This window comes from Acidobacteriota bacterium, from assembly GCA_022340665.1.
Taxonomy (GTDB): Bacteria; Acidobacteriota; Thermoanaerobaculia; order Thermoanaerobaculales; family Sulfomarinibacteraceae; genus Sulfomarinibacter.
Map to the genome: position 1 here is coordinate 35,852 of JAJDNM010000013.1, position 21,966 is coordinate 57,817.

The 21,966-nt window shown below is 62.1% G+C and carries 10 protein-coding genes; 3 read left to right on the plus strand and 7 right to left on the minus strand.

The features are described from left to right. Positions 1–33 precede the first annotated feature (33 nt). Both LJE93_02355 and LJE93_02360 read right to left on the minus strand, forming a co-directional pair. A complete protein-coding gene (locus LJE93_02355) occupies positions 34–222 on the minus strand; it encodes a hypothetical protein (protein MCG6947743.1) in 189 nt (62 codons plus the stop codon). Between the two features lie 115 nt (positions 223–337). Next, positions 338–721 carry a hypothetical protein gene (locus LJE93_02360; GenBank protein MCG6947744.1) on the minus strand — a complete coding sequence of 128 codons (384 nt, stop codon included), beginning with the start codon at positions 719–721 and terminating at the stop codon, positions 338–340. Positions 722–886: 165 nt separating this feature from the next. Here LJE93_02360 and LJE93_02365 point away from each other — a divergent pair, with 165 nt between their 5' ends. The 3 genes from LJE93_02365 to LJE93_02375 all read left to right on the plus strand — a co-directional run bounded on the left by LJE93_02365 (position 887) and on the right by LJE93_02375 (position 10,717). Continuing rightward, the gene (locus tag LJE93_02365; GenBank protein ID MCG6947745.1) at positions 887–2,683 is read left to right on the plus strand and encodes a long-chain fatty acid--CoA ligase; all 1,797 of its coding nucleotides are present in this window, start codon (positions 887–889) and stop codon (positions 2,681–2,683) included. Positions 2,684–2,751: 68 nt separating this feature from the next. Continuing rightward, positions 2,752–4,473, plus strand: a complete 1,722-nt coding sequence (locus LJE93_02370) for a hypothetical protein (GenBank protein ID MCG6947746.1) — start codon at positions 2,752–2,754, stop codon at positions 4,471–4,473. Between the two features lie 76 nt (positions 4,474–4,549). Beyond that, a complete protein-coding gene (locus LJE93_02375; GenBank protein MCG6947747.1) occupies positions 4,550–10,717 on the plus strand; it encodes a hypothetical protein in 6,168 nt (2,055 codons plus the stop codon). Here the strand turns inward: LJE93_02375 and LJE93_02380 are convergent. The 5 genes from LJE93_02380 to LJE93_02400 all read right to left on the minus strand — a co-directional run. Then, positions 10,701–12,656, minus strand: a complete 1,956-nt coding sequence (locus LJE93_02380) for a glycosyltransferase family 39 protein (protein MCG6947748.1) — start codon at positions 12,654–12,656, stop codon at positions 10,701–10,703. The genes LJE93_02375 and LJE93_02380 overlap by 17 nt on opposite strands. A 360-nt stretch (positions 12,657–13,016) precedes the next feature. After that, positions 13,017–19,091, minus strand: a complete 6,075-nt coding sequence (locus LJE93_02385) for a hypothetical protein (protein ID MCG6947749.1) — start codon at positions 19,089–19,091, stop codon at positions 13,017–13,019. 943 nt (positions 19,092–20,034) lie between these two features. Next, the gene (locus LJE93_02390) at positions 20,035–21,144 is read right to left on the minus strand and encodes a hypothetical protein (protein MCG6947750.1); all 1,110 of its coding nucleotides are present in this window, start codon (positions 21,142–21,144) and stop codon (positions 20,035–20,037) included. Further along, positions 21,141–21,542 carry a hypothetical protein gene (locus tag LJE93_02395; GenBank protein ID MCG6947751.1) on the minus strand — a complete coding sequence of 134 codons (402 nt, stop codon included), beginning with the start codon at positions 21,540–21,542 and terminating at the stop codon, positions 21,141–21,143. The genes LJE93_02390 and LJE93_02395 overlap by 4 nt, the downstream gene beginning before the upstream one ends. Continuing rightward, the coding region (locus LJE93_02400; protein ID MCG6947752.1) for a sigma-70 family RNA polymerase sigma factor at positions 21,529–21,966 on the minus strand (438 nt) is incomplete at its 5' end. The genes LJE93_02395 and LJE93_02400, both read right to left, overlap by 14 nt.

Here is a 21,966-nt window from a genome sequence, read left to right on the forward strand (position 1 = left end):
ATAACACCCACCTTCGCGAAGGTCCCGGCGACCTCAGGGAAGCACCTTGCCATACGCAATCCAGTGGTAGATCACGTAGAACCAGCTGAGAAAGGCGTGGAGCAAAGCCCACAGCACACTGTGATTGACGCTCCAGCTCAACAACGCCGCGAGCACCGCACCGATGCTACCGATGATTCCGCCTCCACAACAGCCGCATCCCTTCCCGGCTCTGTCACTCATGAATCCTCCATGCTCTCAAGAGAGCTCGAGCCCTGACAGGACGTCGCGTGAGAATCCCTCCAACCGATCTCCGGTCATCACAGATGAAGGTATCACGCCTTTCGAAGTCACCCGTTCACTCGGTGCCGGTCCTGAGGTTGTGCAGAGATTCCGGATGAGGAAGCCGGAACGACACGGTTCCGTCCCACGGGTGGACCTCGAGGCCGCTCAATCGCCCCGACCTCACCCACAAGATCACACCAACCGCCACTCCCTCGGGCGATTCTGCATCCGCGAGGATCAGTGGCGACACTCCGCATTCCGGAATCTCCGAGTTGACGGCGAAGTTGATGCTCGGACATCCACACCCACACCCGCCAACCACCTCGACGGAGTCAAGCTGGCCGATATACCGACCGACTCCTGACCGTACCGCTCCAAGCAAAGCCTCGATGAGATCGCGCTCGCACTCGGTGAGCGGTCTGGACATGTCCGTGTTGACATCTATTTCCATTTTCATCTCAAGGTCACCGACACCAACCCCCGGCACCACCTCATGCCGGGCCGCGCATTCTTCACCTACGCAGTCACCGAGTAAGTACGGCTGAATCCGCTACGAGTTCTCGTTGCCGCTACGGTTTGCCGGAAGTACAATCACCCACGCCACTCGCAGGGAGGAGGGGAAATGGGAGCCACGCTCACGGAGTGTTTCCTCGAGATCGTCGTGCGTCGGGGCGAGAAAACTGCCTTCACGGTCAAACGGGACGGATCCTGGCAGGACTTCTCCTTCGATTGGGCGCTGGAACAGGCTGCAAGGACGGCATTTGGACTTTCCAGCCTCGGCTTGGGGGCCGGTTCCCGCGTCGCGATTCTGTCCGAAAACCGACCGGAGTGGGCCACAACAGATTTCGGGGCCATGGCGGCCGGCTTCGTCGGCGTGCCGCTGTACACGACGTTGATTGACCAGCAGATCGCCTACATCCTGCACGATGCCGAGGTGAAGGTTGTGTTTGTGTCCTCAATGGACCACCTTTCGACCGTTCTCTCGATTCGCAATCGGGTGCCCTCGATCGAGAAGGTCGTCGTGTTCTATCCGCAGGATCTGGAAGAGAACGACGTCGTCATCAGCCTCGACACGCTCAAAATACTCGGTGACGGCCACTCCCGTGAGGAATTCGCCGAGATGGCAGGCCGGGTGAAACCAGAAGACCTGGCAACTATTGTCTACACGTCGGGAACCACTGGCGACCCCAAGGGCGTTGCCCTCACCCACCACAATTTCATGGCCGAGTTCGAGGTCATCTGGCCGTTCTTCGAAGGCAAGGAGGGGGACTCCCTACTCTCGTTCTTGCCGCTCTCGCACATTCTGCAGCGGGTGGTGGATTCGTTTGCGCTGCTCCACGGCTTCAACATCGGTTACGCGGAGAGCCTCGAGGCTCTGGGCGAAAACCTGCGTGAGTTCCGCCCTACCCATATCGTTGCCGTGCCTCGCGTCTACGAAAAGATCCACGGCCGGATACACGCCGGCGTCCAGCACGGCCCGGCCGCCAAGCGGGCCCTCTTCAGCTGGGCGATCGGCATCGGTCGTCGACACAGCGAAGCCGAAAAGTCGGGCGGCCCCGGGCCTATTCTCGCATTGCAACACCAGATCGCTTCAAAGCTCGTGTTTGCGAAGATCCACGCGGCAACCGGGGGGAACATCGACTATTACGTCTCGACCGGGGCCCCGCTGGCAAAAGGTCTTGCTGAGTTCTTCGATGCCATTGGCATCCGGATCCTCGAGGCGTGGGGCATGACAGAACTGACGGGCGCGGCGACCGGAGGAAGGAGAGGTGATCTGCGATACGGCAGTGTCGGCAAGCCGGGCCCAGGGGTCGAGCTCAAGATCACCGACGATGGTGAAATCTGCGTCCGCGGGGACATCGTCATGCAGGAGTACTGGCGCAAACCCGAGGCCACCATTGAGACCATCGACGCCAATGGTTGGCTGCACACCGGGGATGTCGGCCACTTGGACGCCGACGGGTTTCTCTTCATTACCGATCGCATCAAAGAGCTCATCGTCACCGCAGGGGGGAAAAACGTCGCGCCTCAGCCGCTCGAGAACGCACTCAAAACTCACGAACTCATCGCCCAGGCGATGGTCATCGGCGACAATTGCAACTTCATCAGCGCAATCATCGTGCCTCAGGCCGAGGTCCTCGAGTCGTGGGCTCGGGAACATGGGATCGAAGGAGACCTATCGGCGTTATGCCGAGAGCCGAAGGTCATCGCTCTCTACAGTCAAGCCGTCGAGGGCAAAATGAGTTCGTTCTCGCGCTACGAAACGATCCGGAAATTCACCCTGATCCCGGACGAATTCAGCCAGGAAGCGGGCGAACTGACGCCGACACTGAAACTCAAGCGCCGCGTTCTTCTCGCCAAGTACGCCGACATCATCGAAGAAATGTACAAGGATGCCAGCGGTCGAGATTGGATCTGATCCGAAAACACACAGCACGATGGAAGCCCGCCAGAAAGCGGTACCACGGGGTCAAACCGGAGGAAACAGTGAAAAAGAAACTCGTGATCTTCGTTCTTGGAGCCCTCGCGGCATATACGGCGGGGCCAGTGGCATCGTTCGAGTTCGAAATGACGGTGCCCTCCGAGATCGAAGCCGAAGCGATCTCCGGCCGCGTGATCTTGATGTTGACGACTGACGGGGCTGAAGAGCCCCGTTTCCAGGTGCGGCCTGGAGTGAACGCGATTCAGCTGTTCGGGGTCGATGTCGACCGACTGGCAGCCGAAACGCCAATTCGAATCGACGGATCAGTCCTCGGCTACCCGATCGAGACCCTGAATGGCGTTCCCTCGGGAACATACACGGTTCAGGCGATCATCCACCGATACGAGACCTTCCACCGCGCAGACGGGCACACCGTCAAGTTGCCGATGGACCGTGGTGAAGGGCAACAGTGGAATCGCGCACCGGGCAACATTTTCAGTCTGCCAAAAGAGATCCGCTTCGATCCGGGCAGCGACATGGTCGTCCGAATCAACCTCGACCAGATGATCCCGCCCATCGACCCGCCCGGGGACACGGAGTACGTCAAGCACGTACGGATTCAGAGCAAGCTGCTGACCGACTTCTGGGGCCGGCCGATGTTTCTCGGGGCTCACGTACTCCTGCCACACGGGTACGACGAACACCCCGAGGCGCGTTATCCGTTGATGATCTTCCACGGCCATTTCCCGAGCGATTTTGGTGACTTCCGCACCGAGCCACCCGACGAACAGATCGACTGCGAGTACTCGGAGCGGTTTCGCGTCGACTGTTACAACCGCATCCGCCAAGAGGAGAGCTATGCTTTTTTCCAGAAATGGACCAGCCCCGGTTTCCCGCGGTATCTGGTGATCGAGATTCAGCATGCGAACCCCTATTACGACGACTCCTACGCGGTCAATTCGGCCAACCTCGGGCCCTACGGCGACGCCATTACCTACGAGTTGATTCCGTATATAGAGAATCGATTCCGCGGCCTCGGCGAGCCCTGGTCGCGCTTCCTCTACGGGGGTTCGACCGGCGGCTGGGAGAGCCTCGCAGCCCAGGTCTTTTACCCGGACGAGTACAACGGCGCATTCGCCGCCTGTCCCGACCCGATCGATTTCAGGGCATTCCTGCTGCTCGACATCTACAACGATTCGAACGCCTATTTCGTCGAGGGCCCCTTCCGTCGACTCGAGCGCCCGAGCCGCCGCGACTGGCTCGGCCATGTCACCGCGACGATGCAGGACGACGGACTGTGGGAGCTGGCGCTGGGGACCAAGAATCGATCCGGCCAGCAGTTCGACATCTGGGAAGCGGTGTACTCACCGGTCGGAGACGACGGGTATCCCGATCGCCTCTGGGACAAGCAAACCGGGGCCATCAATCCCGAGGTGGCGAAATACTGGCGAGAACATTTCGACCTGCGCCACATCCTCGAGCGCGACTGGGCCGAGATCGGACCCCGGCTCGTCGGCAAGATCCACATATTCGCCGGCGATATGGACAACTACTACCTCAATAACGCCGTCTACCTGACCGAGGAGTTCCTCGAATCCACCTCCGATCCCTACTACGACGGTTTCATCGACTATGGAGACCGCGCGGAGCACTGTTGGAACGGCGATCAGTCGAATCCGAACCACATCTCCCGGCTGCGCTACAACACGATGTACCTGCCGAGGATTCTGGAGCGGATCCAACAGTCCGCGCCAGAGGGGGCGGATCTCCAGAGCTGGCGATATTGAGATCCCGAATAGCAGCAAGAATCCAACTTGTCGGGCGACGGTAGAAAAAACCCGAGATGCCGGGTTAGGATGGGCTGTGCATTCACAGAACGGTTCGCCGAAATCCTGGCTTCAGGAGGGTTGGGTCATCGCCAACCACATCCTGGTTTCGTTCCACGTCGCGTTTATCTCGTCCGTTCTCGCCCTACCCGCCGCCGAGATCTTCAAGACCGACGTCTTGCGTTTCATCTTCGCGAGCTGGGAGACCCTGGTGTCCGCCCTGTTCATGGGCATCACCTTCCACGTCGGAATCGCCCTCCATGAGCTCGGCCATTTCCTTGCCGCCGCCCGCCTCAGCGCGCTGAACGAGTCGGTCGCGGTCGAGGCGCAGGAGAGGCTCGGCGGACCCTTGGTCGGGCGCGCGTTTTTCCTGGCCGAGATGTTCCTGAGGATTCCCTACGGACGGGCGCCCGGGATCAAGAAAGAGGGCTTGAATTACTACCCGGATGCTCCATACAACCTTGCGGTTGCGGCGGCCGGACCCCGAGCCAGCCGCGACGTCGCCATCGTGGCCCTGCCGCTGGCCGCGGTCCTGCTCGGCATCGGGCTCATTGCCGACCAGACGGCAGCGATTTACGCCGGCCGACTGTTCCTCGGGATCGGTCTTGTGACCTTCCTCGACTTTCGGCTTGCTGACCCCGGCAAGTACGTAGAATTCAGGGAACGTGAACGGCTGGCCCATGAGAAGGCGAGCACGATTTCCGAGATCTCGGGATGGCTCGCGATGTGTCCCGAACAGAAGCGCAGGATGGTGGCTGAGCGGATTCAGGAGGCTGTCCATCCGCGGCTCGGACCGGTCTCGGCTCCCTGGCAGTTTCGAAACTGCGGCATGGGAGGGCGCCACACGGAGAAGGAATACCCCGAGTCGAACATCAGCATGCAGGAGGCCATGTTCCTGATCCTCAACGCCAGGGACTACCAGGACGCTCAGGAATTGACCGTACGCCTGCAGAACCGCCTCAAGGAAATCATCGAGAAGGAAGAGGGCTGCCGGGTGATGGGCATCGGCCTCGAGGGAGGGCTTGCACCATATATCGAACGGGGCGATTTTCCGCTCCCCGAGGTGCGGTTGTGGTCGATGATGAAGCAGGCAATCGCCGAATGCGGATGCCAGCCCGGGACCGATGTCGCGATCGCCCTCGATCCGGCACTGAGCGAGCTCGAAATCGCCTATCGAACCGAGTTCGACATGCCCGACGCCGTCGGCATGTACCTCTTTTGGCGGGACAAGGCGAAGGTCGTCATGGACAGGAACCAGGTCCTCGACATCTATCTCCGGGCGATCGAGGAGTTCGAGATCCCACTCCTGTCAATCGAGGATGGTTTTTCGGAAGATGACTTCGAAGGCTGGAGCCTCCTCCTCGAGAAGCTCGGAGGCGCGGTCTTCGTCATCGGCGATGATCTGGTCACAACCAATGACCAGACCATTGAGACGGCCTCCTCCCAGGGGCTCATCAACGCCGCCCTGATCAAGGCCAACCAGATTGGATCGCTGTACGAGACGATCCTGGCCATGCTGGTGGCGTTGGGCAAGGGAATGGATCTCGTGGTCTCCCACCGGTCCAAGAGCCCGAACGACGACATGGAGGCGCAGATCGCCCTGGCTGTCAACTCACTCGGCCTCAAGGCGGGTGGTGGAGCAAATACCGAGCGGCTCGTCAAATATCAGGCCGTCACAGAGCAGATGCTCAAGGTGGCGGAGCAGTCCGGATCCGATCAGGCCCTGCACGGCGGCGAAACGGCAGTCGTCCAGACGATGCGCGCCTACGAAGAACCGACCAACGCCGGAATCCCGACGGTTGGCGTGACCCTCGAGCTGGTGGTGCCGACATCAGGCATTGTGCTGAAATTTCGGGGCTCGACGCCGCTCGGCACCTCTGCGGGCTCTGGTGAGGCGATTCACCTCGTTGATTCCCTGGTCGAGAAGGCGGAGCACCGTGAACTCGTCGAAAGATTTCACGAGTTTTTCAACCAGGTGGAACCAGGGGTTTTCTCATTCAAAAGAGAGATCGACGAGGCCAGGGTACGTGCGACCGAGGACGACGAGCTTGCAGATCTCTTCGAGCGAACCGAGCGGTATGGGGGAAAGGGCTGCCTCACCGCGGTCGACAACGTTCGTCAGGTCATCGCACCCCATTTCGAACACCTCGATGTGGCCACCCTCGATCTCAAAAAAATCGATTCCGAACTTCTCGGCCTGGAGCTCTCGACAGCCCGGCGCCGCGGAAAGCTCGACGATTCGGCAAACCCGCCCGACGTGATCCACGTCATGCAGCGGAAGCAAAACCTCGGCATGAACGCCATGCTGTCGGCATCGCTCGCCCTGGCCCGGGCACTGGCTCATGTCCAGGGCAAAGAACTCTATGAGCTCCTTCGAGAAGAGATGCTCGATATCATCGCCGAGCTGGCGGATTCGTACGGAGTCCAGGTCAACGGCAGCGCCTTCGCCGATTACGTCCACGCGCTTCAACAGGTGAACAAGATCCTCGACGAGCGGGACGAACTGCTGTTCGAGGTGTTGCGTCGCCACACCGGACTCTACTCCGAAGCTGAAGCGCTCTCGCTCGGCAGGCGGATCGAACAACCTGAAGCAACCGTCGAAACTGATTCGCGTCTCGAATCCACAGGCGACGCTGCCGAGGTCTCGGCCGTTTCAAAACCGATCTCTCGGCCGACCGCGACGGGTATCGAAACAGATCTTCCGAAGGGCTTTACCCAGGCGGACGCAGAAGTCCTGAAATCGTTCGACCGAGATCTGTGGCGTGCCTGCGTCGACCAGGACACGAGCGTCGACGTCAAGAAGATCCTCAGCGCCTATCAGCGGACCCGTGCCGAGCTTGCCGATCGTCTCGGCAAGTTCGGCATCGTCAACAACCGTGTGTTCAAACACAACGGGTCTCTACGGGTACCATACCTGTTCGGAGACACGCTTTTGCTGCACTCTGTCACCGGCGACGCCTCCGAGACGCATTCGGTATGGAAGTTCCCGGACGGGACGATCTACACGGATGCGATGTTCGAGGAGCTCGCCGGAGGGGAAGCGGAACCGATCGACCTCGAGAAGCTCCTCTTCACCTTCGACCCCGAACACATCGCCGAACCTCGTATCACCCGCATACGCGACATTGCGTTGCTCCTCAAGAATGTCAATGAGGCCAGCAATCGCGACGAAGCGCTCCATCTGCTCCGACATCTCGTGACGCGGCTCTGCAACCTTTCGGTCAAGACCTTCCTCGGCGCGAAGAATCTCCAGCCCGAGGTCAACAACCTCAACACCGAGCTTCTGCGGTTCATCAACGGTTGGTTGTGCCGAAGCCTCCCCGGCCTCACCCGAACCGTTGTTCGGAATCTTACCGCCGTGATTGGCAAACCCAACCTGATCGATCAGCTCTGGAACGACACCATTCGACTCGCCGAAGTCGAGGTGCGCGGCAGCGCCATCGTCAACGAGTTGCGACGCAGCAGCCATCACGCGCTCGGGCAGAGAACGCTGCTACTGGCTCAGGCCTACCTGGACTTTCTCGATAACGGAGAGTTCGGCGAGCTTCGCAGGCTCGGTTTCGCCTCGCCCGCCGATGCCGACATCGAGGCCAGGGAACGCGAGGAACCGCGAAGAATCGTCGCCAGGGTCGTCGAGGACCTCGGACGGCTGCTGGGTACCTCGGAGACGGTGGCGAGGATTCGTGAGTGGCAGGAGGCATACGCGGAGAACCTGACCCGGTGCCAGTTCGGCAATCCGATCGAGGACGAACTCGAAACTTTGATCGACAAGGGCATTCACGCTCGCAACCGGTGGGCCTTCTACCATCACCTCCGCATCCTGATGCAAAAGGCCGACGACTTTTCGAGGCCTGAAGGTGTCACGAAAGCCTTCAAGAAATGCCTCAACGAGCTGCACGAGCTGCGACCGGATGGCGAAGACTTCGATGCCGACTGTGCCGAAGCGATGGTGCGGAAGGGTGTCGGGGACTTCGTCGGTGGAATCCGTGGGGCGTATCAGGACGAACTTTTCGGGACGCTCGAGTCGGTTCTTGACGCCAACGAGAAGGACTCTTCATACGAAACCTTCAACCGGGTCCGCGAGCTCAGGGTCGCCCTCCAGCGGATGATCGACGCGGGAGGGTTCACGGCTCAACGATACTTCCTCCAGCAGCTCGATTGCCTGCTCGAAGAGATGAACTATCTCGCCCTTCGGCGAGTTGCCACCAGATACTCGCACGACGGGGTTGACCTCGATCAGTGCCTCGAAATCATCCGTGTGTCGATCCTCAACCTGGAGTTCGACGGTCTGGACTCGCGGGAACTCATCGATCTCGCGGGGCTCCTGAGCAATCCCGACAGGACCACCGACGAACTGCTTGACGTCCTCAGGTATGTCAGCCGCCACTACCACAAGATCCGGCAACGGGTGACCGTACCCTACGAAAAGATGTCCCATCACCTGAAGCTCAGCGAGGAAGACCTGCGCACCGTGCTCGCCAACATGCAGCGTTACATGCACGATCTCAACAGCGTTGTTCACTTTTCGGACATCGCGGTCGCCTATATTCGCGAACAGACATCCGACTGGGCTGAGCCTCGACGACCTCGCGCAACCTCCGACGATTCTCATGCGATCATCCACATCTCGCACCGCGATCAGGTCAGCGAGGCGATGAAATGCTGCAACAACCAGCCCACCGTGCGGGAGCGTTACGGGGGAAAGGGCAGCAGCCTGTTGTACGTCAACCAGCTGGGCTTACCCACGCGAGACGGCTTCATCCTGCCGACAAGCATTCCCCGTTCCGGTATGCACCGAACCAATCGCGCCTGGCTCGAAAAACACATCACCGACCATCTTCGAATCCTGGAACACGACATCGCGAAGCGGGCGGGAATGGGCAAACGTTTCGGAGACGAGAGAGAACCGTTGATCCTCGCCGTGCGCGGCGGCTCGGTCTTCTCCATGCCCGGGATGCTTACGACGATTGTATTCGTTGGAATGAACGATCGCATCGCGGAGGCTCTGGCCCAGCACGGACCATGGCGAGCATACGATTCCTACCGCCGTTTCCTTGCCTCCTACGGCCTCGCGATGTGGGGGGTCGACCTCGAAACATTCAACGTGGTCGACGACGCCAAGCGCCGTTACGGAGTCGAGTACAAAACCGATCTCCCCTGGGAGGCCATGCGGGAGGTCGCCGAGTCATCCAAAACGGTGTTCCGGGATCACGGGTTTTCCGAAGAACTGGACCGCGTCCTCGCCAGCCCAATGCAGCAATTGGTCGATTCGGTGATCACCGTGTTCGACTCCTGGGACAAGGAACGAGCGAATCGTTACCGGGACATCAAGGGCATCTCGCACTCCTGGCAGACCGCGGCGATCGTTCAGGAGATGGCTTTCGGAAACGGCAGAAACGATACGATTCAACCGGAAATGGACGAGACTCTGGTATCCCTGACCGGGGTCATCCCGCGAACGACCGTCAACGAATTCGGCATCCGCGAACTCACAGGGGAGTTCAAGTTCTCGGCCGCCGGAGACGACCTCGTAGGCGGCGTGACTTCCTCAGGTTCGTTCCATACCATCGACGAGCTCGATCTGTTGATGCCGATGCTCGGCAGGCGTCTTCGGCACGTCGGCTCGAGGCTCCGCCGATTCATGGGCACGGATCAAGAGGTCGAGTTCACCGTCGAGAAGGGCGTTCTCAGTGTCCTGCAATCCCGCACTGCGGAAACATACGCTGATGAGGCCATCGACAGATTCCTGGACCCCGGAGATCCGGCTGCCCGCGGTCTCGGCGTACGCGGTGGAGGTTTCCGCGGCCTGGTCGCCTTCGACGAAGCGGAGCGTAAGGAGATGGCAGCAATCGACATCTCCGAACGCGACGACGTCGACGGCGTCCTGATGGTCTTGGAGAACCCGACGCCCGAAGAGATCCCGATGATCATCTCGGCCGATGGCCTGCTGACAGCCAAGGGCGGGTCGACGTCACACGCGGCAGTCGCCGCCAACGGCATCGAGGACAAGAACTTCTGCGCCGTCATGAGCGCCTCCGGTCTCCAGGTCGACCTCGAAAACCGCGAGGCACTCATTCTGGACACTGATGGCACGCCTCGCCATCGCATTCGCAAGGGCGAGATCGTGTCAATTCACGGGACTTCGGGCGAGGTCTATCTCGGCGCTCGATCGTTGATCAAGAACGGCGCTACCGAGCCCACCTGATCCAGTCGACCGCGGCAGATCGGCGACGCGCTCTGCCCTCGCAGCAACTTCGCGTGAATTGGAGAACGAGCAGGTCCCGTCCCTCCGCCCATATTTCATCCGGCACCTCGAAAGAAACGACCTGAGGCGCGCTCGTCAGCTGCCGGACTCCCAGAACGTGTCCATTGAGAAGGACCCGAACCGACTGGGCTCCCGACAGACCGCGATGCGGCCACAAGCGAATTCTGATCGGTCCCCGAGAGGTCTCTCCAAGACCGATGTCGACGCTCGCTTCTCTCCCGCGAACCCAGGCAACCGTCACTCCGTTCGCCCGTGTCTTCGGCTGTTCCCAGCCCGATCTCCGTGCGTGGCGATCCGTCGGGGCGAAGTCGATCTCCGACTCAGCGGGCCCCCGTGTTGCGCCAAGACGCCGGGAAAGTCCGCCAAAGCAGCCTGATGGCAATCTTTCAATCTCCGGCGATATCGGAGCTGCCAGCGGTTCCGGCCAGGGATCGCGGTCCATCGACCTTTCACGCTCGTCTGAATCGACTGCTGACCTGGTGAATCGGTACAACCGTCCCGTCCGGCGCACATCTGCGATCTCGGCGTAGTACGCCGGGATCTTCGAGAAGGCTGGACCCAAGGGGCGACTGGACACCAGCAGAAGAGGAGACGATGTCCTGACGAGTTCGCGCAGCCCTTCGGGCCGGGCGTTGATCGTCACAACGGGCTCATCGAGGTAGTACGAGAGGCAGGTTCGCGCGAAGTGGTCGACCGTTGTGACACGCTCTCCGGGCCTCCTCACCTCGTTGACGGCCTGAGCAAGACGATCCCAGTGGGGGCGCCCCAGACGATGATAGGCATCCACCCGGATCAACAGCATTGCCGCGATTCCGAGGCAGGCCACCCACCCGAGCCACCTCCAGCGCAAGGCGAAGAGAAATCTGCCGAAACCGAGAGCCAGCAGAACCGCAAGGAACGGCCAGAGAGCGGTGTCGTAGCGGGCCGCACTCCAATGCTCGATCGCCACCAGGGAAAGCTCCCAGCCCACCAGAGCCACGAGAGCCGGCAGAAAGACGAAACGTCCGAGGCCGGTCTTCAGCGCGACGATCAGCCCGAAGACGAAAAATCCCGCGAGGACGAGGCCGAACCAGCTCCAGGGACTGAAAACCCAAGGCGCGACGGTGAGGGCTTCCCACCTCTGGGCGATGGCTTGCAGATCCCAGTCCGTCGTCCGAGGCCGCGACAGGCGTTCGGACAGGCGCGCCCAGACCCATACCATCCACGGCACGAATGCGAGGAGGCCCAGGGCCACTCCGATAACGTACTGGCGGCAGACCTTCTTACCATTTGTCCCCTCATCCTGCTTGGAGCTTCGACCCAGAAACACCAATCCGGCCATCGGGAAAAGGATCAGACCATACGAAAGGCTGGTGTAGCAGCCGGTCGCGACAACAGCCGCGAGGCCCAGGGTCGTCTTCCATCCCGGATCGGCTCGGAGTCGGTCGACAACGAGCAACGTCACGGTGCAGACCAGGATCAGGTACGGGTAGGCGCGAAGCTCCTGCGAGGTGCGGATATGAAAGGGAGAGAGGGCGCAAAAGGCCGCCACCAGGAGGGCCGTCGTCCGACTGAAGTGACGGTCGGTCCAGATGGCCAGCAAGGCGATCGAGGCCACGCCCGCAGCGATCGGCACGAGGCGGATCCACGGGTCATCGAGGCCGAGCAGGAGGCAAAGGCGGGTGATGATCACATAGACCGGGACATTGTCCGCGTCCGCCGCGCAGGCAGAGATCGCCTCGAGCATCGGCATCGAAGCGAACTGCATCGTCTTGACCTCGTCCAGCCACAGCGAAAACGTGCCGAGGTTGCAGACGCGAACGAAGACGGCCACCGCGCCGATCAGGATCGCCGGCGCCAGTACAGATCGGTCCGAGCCTCGAGAGGCCAACGGTTCCATGGGCTCGATTGTATGAAGCTCCAGCCTCTTTCAACCAGCGATTTCTCGAAACGGGCAGCGTTTTCACCGCAAAGACGCCAAGTTCGCCAAGAATTCACCAAATGGATCTTTGACCCGGGCCCCTGAAAAACCGGAAGGGACTCCGGCGCCAGGTCACAAAAAACCTACTCCGGACATCCTCTTCCTGACTGTGGGTTTCCCAGGGAAACACTCCCACCTCTCAGAATATCGCGGCGGTGCAGTGCGAAGCACAAGCCGACGCGAGTTTCTGAGGGCGGGTGGGCGGGGGGTGACGTGACGATGGCCAGCTTTGCTGGCCGAATCGGGATCGGAATTGGGAACGGGATCGGAATCGGATGTCTACTGAGCCGCGACTTCCAGGCGGTAGCCGGCGGAGTAGGCGGTGAACTCAGGAGCGTACATGGACTGGAGGACCGCCGGGCCGACGCGGAAGGCGCCCGCCATGTTGGCGCGCAGGCGGTACTTGAAGGTGTACTCCCCGGCCGGCAGCCACTCGAAGAAGAAGTTGGTGCCGGAATCCCGCACCTCCTCGTACCACGAGATCCCGAGGTCCCATTTGTACTGCGAGTGCAGCGTTTCAGGCTCGAAGCCCGCCCCGCGCGGATCTCGCAGGTGGACGTACTCGGCAGCGTGCCTGGCGCGAATCGAGAGGTGGACCTCGATCTGGTCGCCAGTTTCGATCCGCTCACCGTCGGCGAGTGGCCTCAGAACCCAGCCGGAGTCGTCGTTGAAGCGGCGGAAAAACTGCCTCGTCACGCCGAACAGATCTCCACGCGCTTCCGGGGGAAGCTCTTCGGTGGAGAAGTGCCAGGTTGCCGAGGCAAAGGCGAAGCCCTTGGTCGGTTTCTCGACGACGATCGTGGCCATCGTATTCGGGTCGATATCCTCGCCCGCGACAATCACCCTGTTATGCGCCCCGGTGTATTCGTCGGGTTCGAACACGAAATGTTCGGACCGAGGTCCGACCGTCACATCGATCTCCTCACGAATCGCCAGCGCTTCTTCCTGCCGCAGGTAGTGAGCCAGTGAATAGAGGACCTCGGCCGTGGCCCGGGTCGATTTCCAGTGATTGAGCTTCTTGTTGAGCAGGAGCCAGTGGACGAGGCCGTCTCGTCGACCGTCGTCGGGCTCGAGCTCCGAGAGGGTCCGAAGCGCGAACGCGTGGGTCTCGATCGTATCGTTGTACCAGAGCCAGGCGCGGTCCTCGGGCGCCCAGAAAGTGCCGAGGTCGCGATCCGTCTTGGCCGCGTCCATCACGGAATCGAAGACCAGCACCGCATCATCGTGGCGGCCGGCCCGTTCGAGGGTCAACGCCAGGTAGCCCTTGGTCAGTGGTGAGTGCCGCCGCCAGTGGCGGAAGCTGAAGTCGAGCATGCGGGCGCGCTCGTCGGCGGTGAAAACACCGCCGGTCCACGACTCGTCCGGGTAGTTCGAGAGCACGTAATTGAGGAATGTGATGGTCTCCCAGCAGCAGTCGTTGGCGATCATCCGGTCGACCATCACGTCGATGTAATGGCGGTGCATGTACGACCAGGCTCTGACGACGACATCTTCCGGTGCGTCGACCCCGAACTCGAGGCCTTTCGAGAAGCCGTGCAGGATGTACAGCGTCATCCATGGCGACGGCGGACCGCCCGGCCACCACGGGAAGCCGCCAGCCGAGGTCTGGTTCTTCTCGAGCTCGGCGAGGGCGGCGTCGCGTTGGGCTCGTGTGATGCGGGGATCGAGCACGTTGATGAGATCCTCCGCCGCCTCCTCACCGCCGCGAGCCGTTTGCAGCCAGGGCGTCTCGACCAACGCCATCGCGCGGTTCGGATCATCCGCCTCCCATGTCTCGAAGCGGGTGTCTCGGCTCGACAGCTTCTGCGCCATCTCCTCGATCGACGGGTACCGATCGAAGAGGCTGGCAACGATACCGGTCGATAGGAAGCGATTGAGGGTCTGCTCGGTGCACTCGTAGGGGTAGCTCACGAGGTACGGGAGGGCATTGAGCAGGCTGTAAAAGAGCTGCGCGTTGACGGTCACCACGAGCTGGTCATGAATCAGGGTCGGGTCGTCGTCGGCAGCCATGTCGGCGAAGTGGAGCTCGCGCCGATCCGCGTTCTGCAACGTGGCGAATCGCGACTGCATGAGGTGGAGACGGCTCGGAAGCACCGGCAGCGGCCGAAGCTCACCGTCGGAGAACGCGCCCGCGCGGGCGGTCACTTTGAAGGCGACCGTGCCGACCCGCGCCGGAACCGTGATGGGAATGCCGAGGTCGGTTCCCTTGCCCGCATCGACCGAGAACGGCACACCGGTCGAGGCTTCGGCCGTCAGGCCGAACGCGCCGCGCAGGTCCTCATCGGTTTCGGGGTCACGGATCTCGAGGTCGAGCTGACCGTCGAAGGCGCTCTCCCCGGCATTGTTGACCACCACTTTGAGCACCGCGGTGTCTCCCTCGCGAAGAAAGCGCGGCAGGTATGGCCTGACCATCAGCTCCTTGACGCTGGCCGCCTGCCGGCTCGCCGATCCGCCGCGCAGATCCGTCGTGACTGCGTGCACCCACAGATTCCAGTCGGTGACCGAGTCGGGGACCTCGAACGAGACCGTCACCTCGCCGTCCTCGGACAGTCTCAGGTGCGGTTCCCAGAAAGCGGTCTCGGAGAAATCCGAGCGAATCTCGGCCGCGGGTGTTTCCGTCGGTCCTGCGCCATCGTTCTCGGCCTCATCAAGGTCGGATCTTCCCCTGCCACCGACGAATGCAGCCTTCGCCTCCTGCTCCTCGGCCATTGGCGCCGCGGCGTCGGCAAGCTCCATGCGCGACTCGGCGACGGCTCCTGTCTTCATGGCGAAACGCTGGCGCCGCCCAGGGCCGCCGATGCCGTAGCCGTCGAGCGTCGCTAGACTGTCGCCCTGCAGATGCGGATATCCGGGGAGGCCGGGCAGACTCGAGTGGGCCCACGCGTGGCGCGCCATGCCGAGGTTGTCCCAGAGGCTGCCGACAGTGTTGCGGGCTGGATAGAGGGAGAGCGGACTCGGGGGGCTGTGGGGTCCGTAGATGTCGAGGCTGCGGTCGTACATGTAGGCGAGGAGCTCGGCAGCGGCAGCGTCCACCGGTTCGTCTCCGTGACCACGCACGGTAACGGTGAAGCTCTCCTTCGTGCCCGGGCGCATCGTGTCGCGGAAGGAGCTGAACTCGAGATCCAGCCTGCGGTCGTCCCAGGGCACGAAAACCCTCGCGGTTCGGCGAATGAGCTGGTGATCCCGAACCAGGGTCAGCGCCACCCCGAATCCGCCCCGGTCTTCGGCGCTGATGGGGAAATCGACGACACCCGAGCGGCCCGCGCTGATCGCCCGCCGTTCGATCCGGCGACCGTCGCGGAAGACCTCGAGCACCATCTCCTGCGCCTTGAGGCCGGTGAAGACCACGAGGCGAGCAGTCTCCCCCACACCCACCGAAGTCCTGTCGAACGCCAGCAGTGCCGGCAGGGCGAGTGGTGTACGGCGCGTTCCGACTACGACCAGGTCCTGGCTTGTCGAGAACTCGGCTCCGAAATCATCCTCCGTCCTGTACACCAGGCGATAGGCGCCCGGCGCCAGTCCGGGCAGCTTCACCTCCGCCGAGCCATCCTCGCTGTGCGAAACCTCGCCCACCGCCACCTGGCGACCCTCCGGCCACGAGGCGAGGATCGCGTCGGGGTCGTATCCGGGGTCCCAGCGAGGTCGAAGGAGATCACCCTCCGTCCGGTACACGTCACCGTCGTTATCCGGTAGCAGCCTGGGCTGGTCGGCGGGAGTCAGCGTCTCCTCCGGTTGATCGAGCTCGACCAAGCGCCACCTGCCGTCACCAGCGCGCGGAACACCGTCGAGATCGGTCCGCAGGACGCGGACCTGCGCGGACTCTCCACCGGTGAGGAAGCCGAGGTCAGAAATGATGCGAGCCTCGACCGACACGAATCCGAGTCGAAAGCTCCTCTCTGCCGAGCGGGTCTCACCGCCTTCGTCGGTGGCGTCGACCGCGAAGCGATAACGGTAGGTGACTCCACGCTTCGCCTTCCGCTCATCGGCCGCCGGCACGAAGCTGACGCGGAAATTGCCATCCTCGTCGAGGGTCGTCTCGCCCGCGGCCACCACTTGGCGCTGGGCCGATGGCGACGGGTTCCACCAGTACCACCACCTCGGATACAGCGGCTCACGAGTCACCCGCCAGCTCACCGAGCCCGTGACCACCGGCAGGCCGAAGTAGTAGCGAACGGAACCCGACAACACGGCTTCCCGGTTGAGGCGCAACGGGTGTTCGGGATCGGCGATCTCTACCTCGAAGGTGGGCCGTTTGTACTCCTCGACGCGCAACCGAGAGAGGCCGCCATCGGAAGTGCGGAGCTGCCACTGGCCGAGCAGCCGACCGGATGGAATTTCGAACGACCCGGACGCGGACCCGAACCCGTTGGTCGTCACCGTCACCGTCGCCACGTCTTCGTAATTGGCGTCCACCAGCGAAACCTCGATCGAGGCTCCCGGCCTCGTTTCGTAACGGAGATTTTCGCCGCCGCCGCTGTAGGCCACGACCTTCCAGAAGATCGTCTGCCGGGGACGGTAGACCGAGCGATCCGTGAAGACGAGGACCGAAGACGTCGTCTCACGCTGGCTTTCTTCAAACTGGTAGATGCGGTCTCGGTCGAGGGCGATCTGGCCGTCCTTCTCCGCCACGAGGAAGTACTGCTCCCGTTCCCAGAGACGGTGATTGAAGGCAACACGGCCATCATCACCAGTGTGCCTGCGTTCGATCTCCCGATGGCCGCGCCGGTAATCGTAGCGGTAGAGCGACACCTCGACGTCCTCGAGTGCGCGCCCGGTCCGCCCCGAACGAGCCGTGATCTCGTACGCCTCCCCAACGTGGCGCCTGATGAGAACGAGATCCGAAACGATGAAATTGGCGGCCTGCATCTGGTTCGCATGATCGGCGAAGTCGGACCGCATCGAGGCCACCAGGAGGTAGGCCCCCGGCTCGTCGAGCTGCGGAACGTCGTAGGTGATATGCGACCGATAGTCGGGGGTCGGCGGCAGCTCGATGGACCATTCTGCATCGTGCTCAGACCCCATGATCCGTTCCGCCTCGCGATACGTCGGCAGCAGGCTGTAGTCGTCGGAGCCTTCCACCATCTCGCGGAGGTCGTATCGCCAGGCCCGAAAATGAAGACTGGCGACATTCCGATGATTGATCCTGAGAGATCGCCTGTCGGTGCCGTCCACAGCCATCGCCTCGAGGCCGAAGGATGGTGACTCGATCGAGGCCACGATGTGGTTGCACCTTTGGCCGCCGACACTCCGAGGGTGCCGATCACGACCCGCGAGCGCTACCTCGCGAGCCCGGACCAACGCATCCGGAGTCGACTCGCTGCGAATGAAATTCGCCAGGGTCGCCTGGCCCATCGACCACCACGGAAGGCTGCGGTCGAAGTCGCCCTGAATGCCTTCCAGGTGCTGCCGGACTGCGAACTTGTCCTGCTCGGTTTCGAAGCCTGCGTGGAGCCTGCGTGTTCTTTCGAGCCGGGCCTCGAGCGCGGCTTCGGCGCGGCCATGCGCCGAATGCCATGCCTCAAGATCGTCGAGCAGGGCACCGATCTTCAGAAGCGGATGGATCGAAGGATCCGCGAGATCCAGTTCGGCCGACGTCTCCGGGTCACCCTCGATAAGGGCTGTAGTATCGAGCTGAAAGACGCTGTTGGACTCCACCGGGCTCCAAAGGGAGGTGTCGGCCAGCAGCTCCACCCACAGGTAGGTGACCGCATCCCGCAGCGTGCCCCGAATCCGGGGAGGGTAGCTGTTCTGATGGATGTAACGGGAGAACTCACCGATGGACTCGCTGCCCCACTCTTCGCGGCCGGACCAGACCGAGAGGAAGGCCCTATCCGCCTCCTCGACGATCTGCTCGAGATCCCATTTCTTGAGGTCCAGCTCGCCGGAGGTCTCGACCCGTTCTCGTTGGCGAATCTCCCACGAATAGGCACGTGCGTAGGTGGCGAGGGAGTTGGCGTAGTAGAGCTCGAGAACCGCCTTCGACACGGCGTCTTCGGGCCATCCCTCGGTGCGCAGATAGCGGACTGCGGTCTCGTAACCGTGCAGCGCCATCCGCAGCCTGGTCTCCTCGACCAGTGCGCGGGTCCACTCGGGCGCATTGCCTTCCGCCCGGGCCTGTTCGAGAATCTCCGCCACCGCCTCCGAGGCGGCCTCGAACTTCTGCTCCGAGATCAGGCGGTCGACATTGTCCCAGCTCACTGGATCATCCCCTCCGGTGATGGTAACCGGTGTTTGGTCGTGACCGGCTCCGGACATGGTCACCGGCTGCAGAGATGCGGCCGAAACCACGGTCACGAGAAGGGCTGTGAAAAGGACGATCTGTCGTGAGCTGGAAAAACCTGTTGTGGCTCGCATGGCACCAGTTTAGACACAAAAGCGCACAGAAAGTTCCAAAAAGGCTCTTCGGACTTCGATGGAATCAGGGTTTTGATCATGCCTCACGGCCTATTGGCCAAATGGCTCGACCGCCAATTCGGCGATCTGACCAGTCCACGCCGCAGGGTCGTCGGTGGGCGGGTGGGATAACTCGTTTGGCCGTCTTCCCGGTCGGGTGCGTGGACGGGTACAGCTCGAACTCGGCGGAGTGCGAGCTCACAACCTCGCCATCGGTGGTCAGGGGCCAGGAGTACCTGACGCCCTTGCCGCCTTCCGCGATCGGACAGCCCATACTGAGGACCGACGGCTCCCCACTCGGCATCACGAGCCCGGTGCGCACCCTCGCCTCGCTGCCCGCATGTGCAAATACTTGAGGGCACTGGATGATCCTCTGCGTATCGGGGTCGTGGACTTTGGCACGAATAACGCACATTCCGGTTGCTCTCGCGCCGGCGTGTAACTCACCTCGGCCCCGACACGCTCGACCGCGCCAGCGCCAGCAGACGTCACCAACGGGCCGCCGCCAACTCCGAAAAGGCCTCCCGGTCACCGTCGATCGCCCGCCGCACGAGACGTGATTCATCGTCCACTGGTGTAATGACGCACTGGCGAGGGCGATTCGTTGACCTCAATCTCCCGACATCCGACATTGTCGGATGCTCGATGCTGGATGCTGGATGTTAGATGTTGGAAATTGGATATTGGATGTTGGATGTTGGATGTTGGATGTTGGATGTTGGATGTTGGATGTTGGATGTTGGATTCAACGAATCGATAAGTCGTCAGGCTAGATTGTCAAGGGGTGGGAGGGCGGATCGAGTATCCAGTATCCAGCATCGAGGATCGGGCGGGTGGTCGGGGGAAAAGCCGGGCACTCGCGCGCCCGGTGATGAGAAGGCGAGCCGGGGTATCCCCTGCTGCCCTATTTCTTCCGTGGCGGGACCGCTCCCCATGTCTCCAGGACATCGACAGTGGTGGGGTGCTCGAGGCTCCACCGTGCACCCTCGGCGACCTTCGGGTCTCGATCGTCGGCGATGTCCTCGAGCACCTCGAAGGCGCGCTCCCGCTCCTCGGGCGATCCGAGACTGCGGATGATGTTGAGGCCGAGCACCGCTTCGCACCGCATGCGACGATCAGGGGCGTTCAACGCGGCTTCGATGACCGCGTCGAGCTTTCCTGGTCGCGTCTCGAAGACGATGTCTCCCGCATCGTTCCGCGTAAAGGAGTCCAGGAGATCGGTCGAGGTGAGGTGCTGCTTGGTCCCGAGCCTTTGCGGCGCCACCTCGCCGAGTACCACCGACGCCAGCAGCGCCGTTTCGAGATCTCCGTCCTCCAGAGCCCGGTCGTAAACCGCTTGCGTCGCGATGTGGATGCAGGCCAGACCAACCAGGTCCGAGATCACGACCACGTCTTCCTGCCGGAGCAGCCGGCCCAACCTGATGGCCCGCCTGAAGTCCTCCATCGCCGCCTCGCTGTCCTCGGCCGCCTCGCCCCGAGCGACCCAGGAGCGGACGAGCTTGATTGCGAAGAGCAGATTCGTGATCCGCGTCGAGTAGCCTTCGAGGGGATAGACGTCGGGGTAGAAGCTCATGGTTGCCTGGTCGCACCACGGCTCGGCCTCCAGCAACAGAGGGTCGTCCGGGGGCAGCACGTTTCCCAGCCATTCCGGACCCTCGACGCCCCTCTTGGCGGCGGCGATCCCTTCGTCGGCACGGGATCCGCCCACCTTGGCGAAGGGGCCGAACCACTCGGCGGCATTGGCGGTCCCGTTGCCCAGAGGCGCCAGGAGGTCGAGATCGGTCTGGAAACGCAGGGGCCAGTCCGAATTCTCCGGGCAGGTCCAGCATGGCACCTCGAGGTCGGCGACCTCGAAGGGCGCAGCCTCCGGCACCATGGCCCGCGGGGCCTGCATGGGAGCCGTTCTACCGTCCCGGGCGACGATGCGGGCTCCCAAGGAGCCGGCGAGAATCACTATGACGGCCGCGGCCAACATCACCGGCCACATCTTCGATCTTTGGGTCATCGATTTCATGACGGGTTTCCTTTCACCTCGAAATCAGAGGCATCGCCGGCATCGGCGAGCAGACCGACCATTGGATGAACATCTTCGGCGATTCGTACCGGGCGCAGGAACTCGACGAGGAACTCGTCGGGCCGGTTCTCGACCATCAGATTCGGATCGATCGGCCGTGCTCCCGAGCCGTTTCCTGGCAGCGTCAGGAGATGCCCTGCAAGGAGCAGAACCACTGTCGCCGCCCATGCCAGGCGCAGGCCGCGGTGATGCCAGATTCTGCTCCACACGTCCGGCGTCCCCGTCGCCGTATCACGTGCCGCCGCGAGCACCCGCGCGCGAAGGTGCGGAGGCGGCTCCGGCGTCTCCAGGCCTTCGAAGAGCCTGTTGATCGTCGGGTCTCTTTCATCGGGTGTCATGATCACCCCCCAGAAGTTGTTTAAGTCGTCCGATGGCCGAGCGGTAGCGGCTGGCCGCGGTGAATCTTGGAATCCCGACGATCTCGCCGATCTCGGCAAAGGTGCACCCCGCGAAGTGCTTCAGAAAGACGACATCACGGTGCTTCTCCGACAGACCGCCCAACAATGCCGACACATGAACGGAATCCGCTACCCGTTCGCCATCGCCCTCTGAAGCGGTGAGGAATGCGAAATCGTCGAGGTTCTCGGCCGTTCGCCGTTTTCGGCGACGGGTCACATCGATCGCCGCACGGTGGGCCACAGTCAGAAGCCATGCTCTTGGATTCCTGATATTCGAAAGTCGCCGACCCTGCTCGACCAGTCGCACGAAGACATCCTGAACGACGTCGGACGCATCCTCCGACGAGCCAGTGCGCCACAGCGC

What these genes read in the sequence shown, in the direction of transcription:
- LJE93_02355 (MCG6947743.1), bottom strand. Translation starts at nt 222, where the DNA reads ATGAGTGACAGAGCCGGGAAGGGATGCGGCTGTTGTGGAGGCGGAATC.
- LJE93_02360 (MCG6947744.1), bottom strand. Translation starts at nt 721, where the DNA reads ATGAAAATGGAAATAGATGTCAACACGGACATGTCCAGACCGCTCACC.
- LJE93_02365 (MCG6947745.1), top strand. Translation starts at nt 887, where the DNA reads ATGGGAGCCACGCTCACGGAGTGTTTCCTCGAGATCGTCGTGCGTCGG.
- LJE93_02380 (MCG6947748.1), bottom strand. Translation starts at nt 12,656, where the DNA reads ATGGAACCGTTGGCCTCTCGAGGCTCGGACCGATCTGTACTGGCGCCG.
- LJE93_02385 (MCG6947749.1), bottom strand. Translation starts at nt 19,091, where the DNA reads ATGCGAGCCACAACAGGTTTTTCCAGCTCACGACAGATCGTCCTTTTC.
- LJE93_02390 (MCG6947750.1), bottom strand. Translation starts at nt 21,144, where the DNA reads ATGAAATCGATGACCCAAAGATCGAAGATGTGGCCGGTGATGTTGGCC.
- LJE93_02395 (MCG6947751.1), bottom strand. Translation starts at nt 21,542, where the DNA reads ATGACACCCGATGAAAGAGACCCGACGATCAACAGGCTCTTCGAAGGC.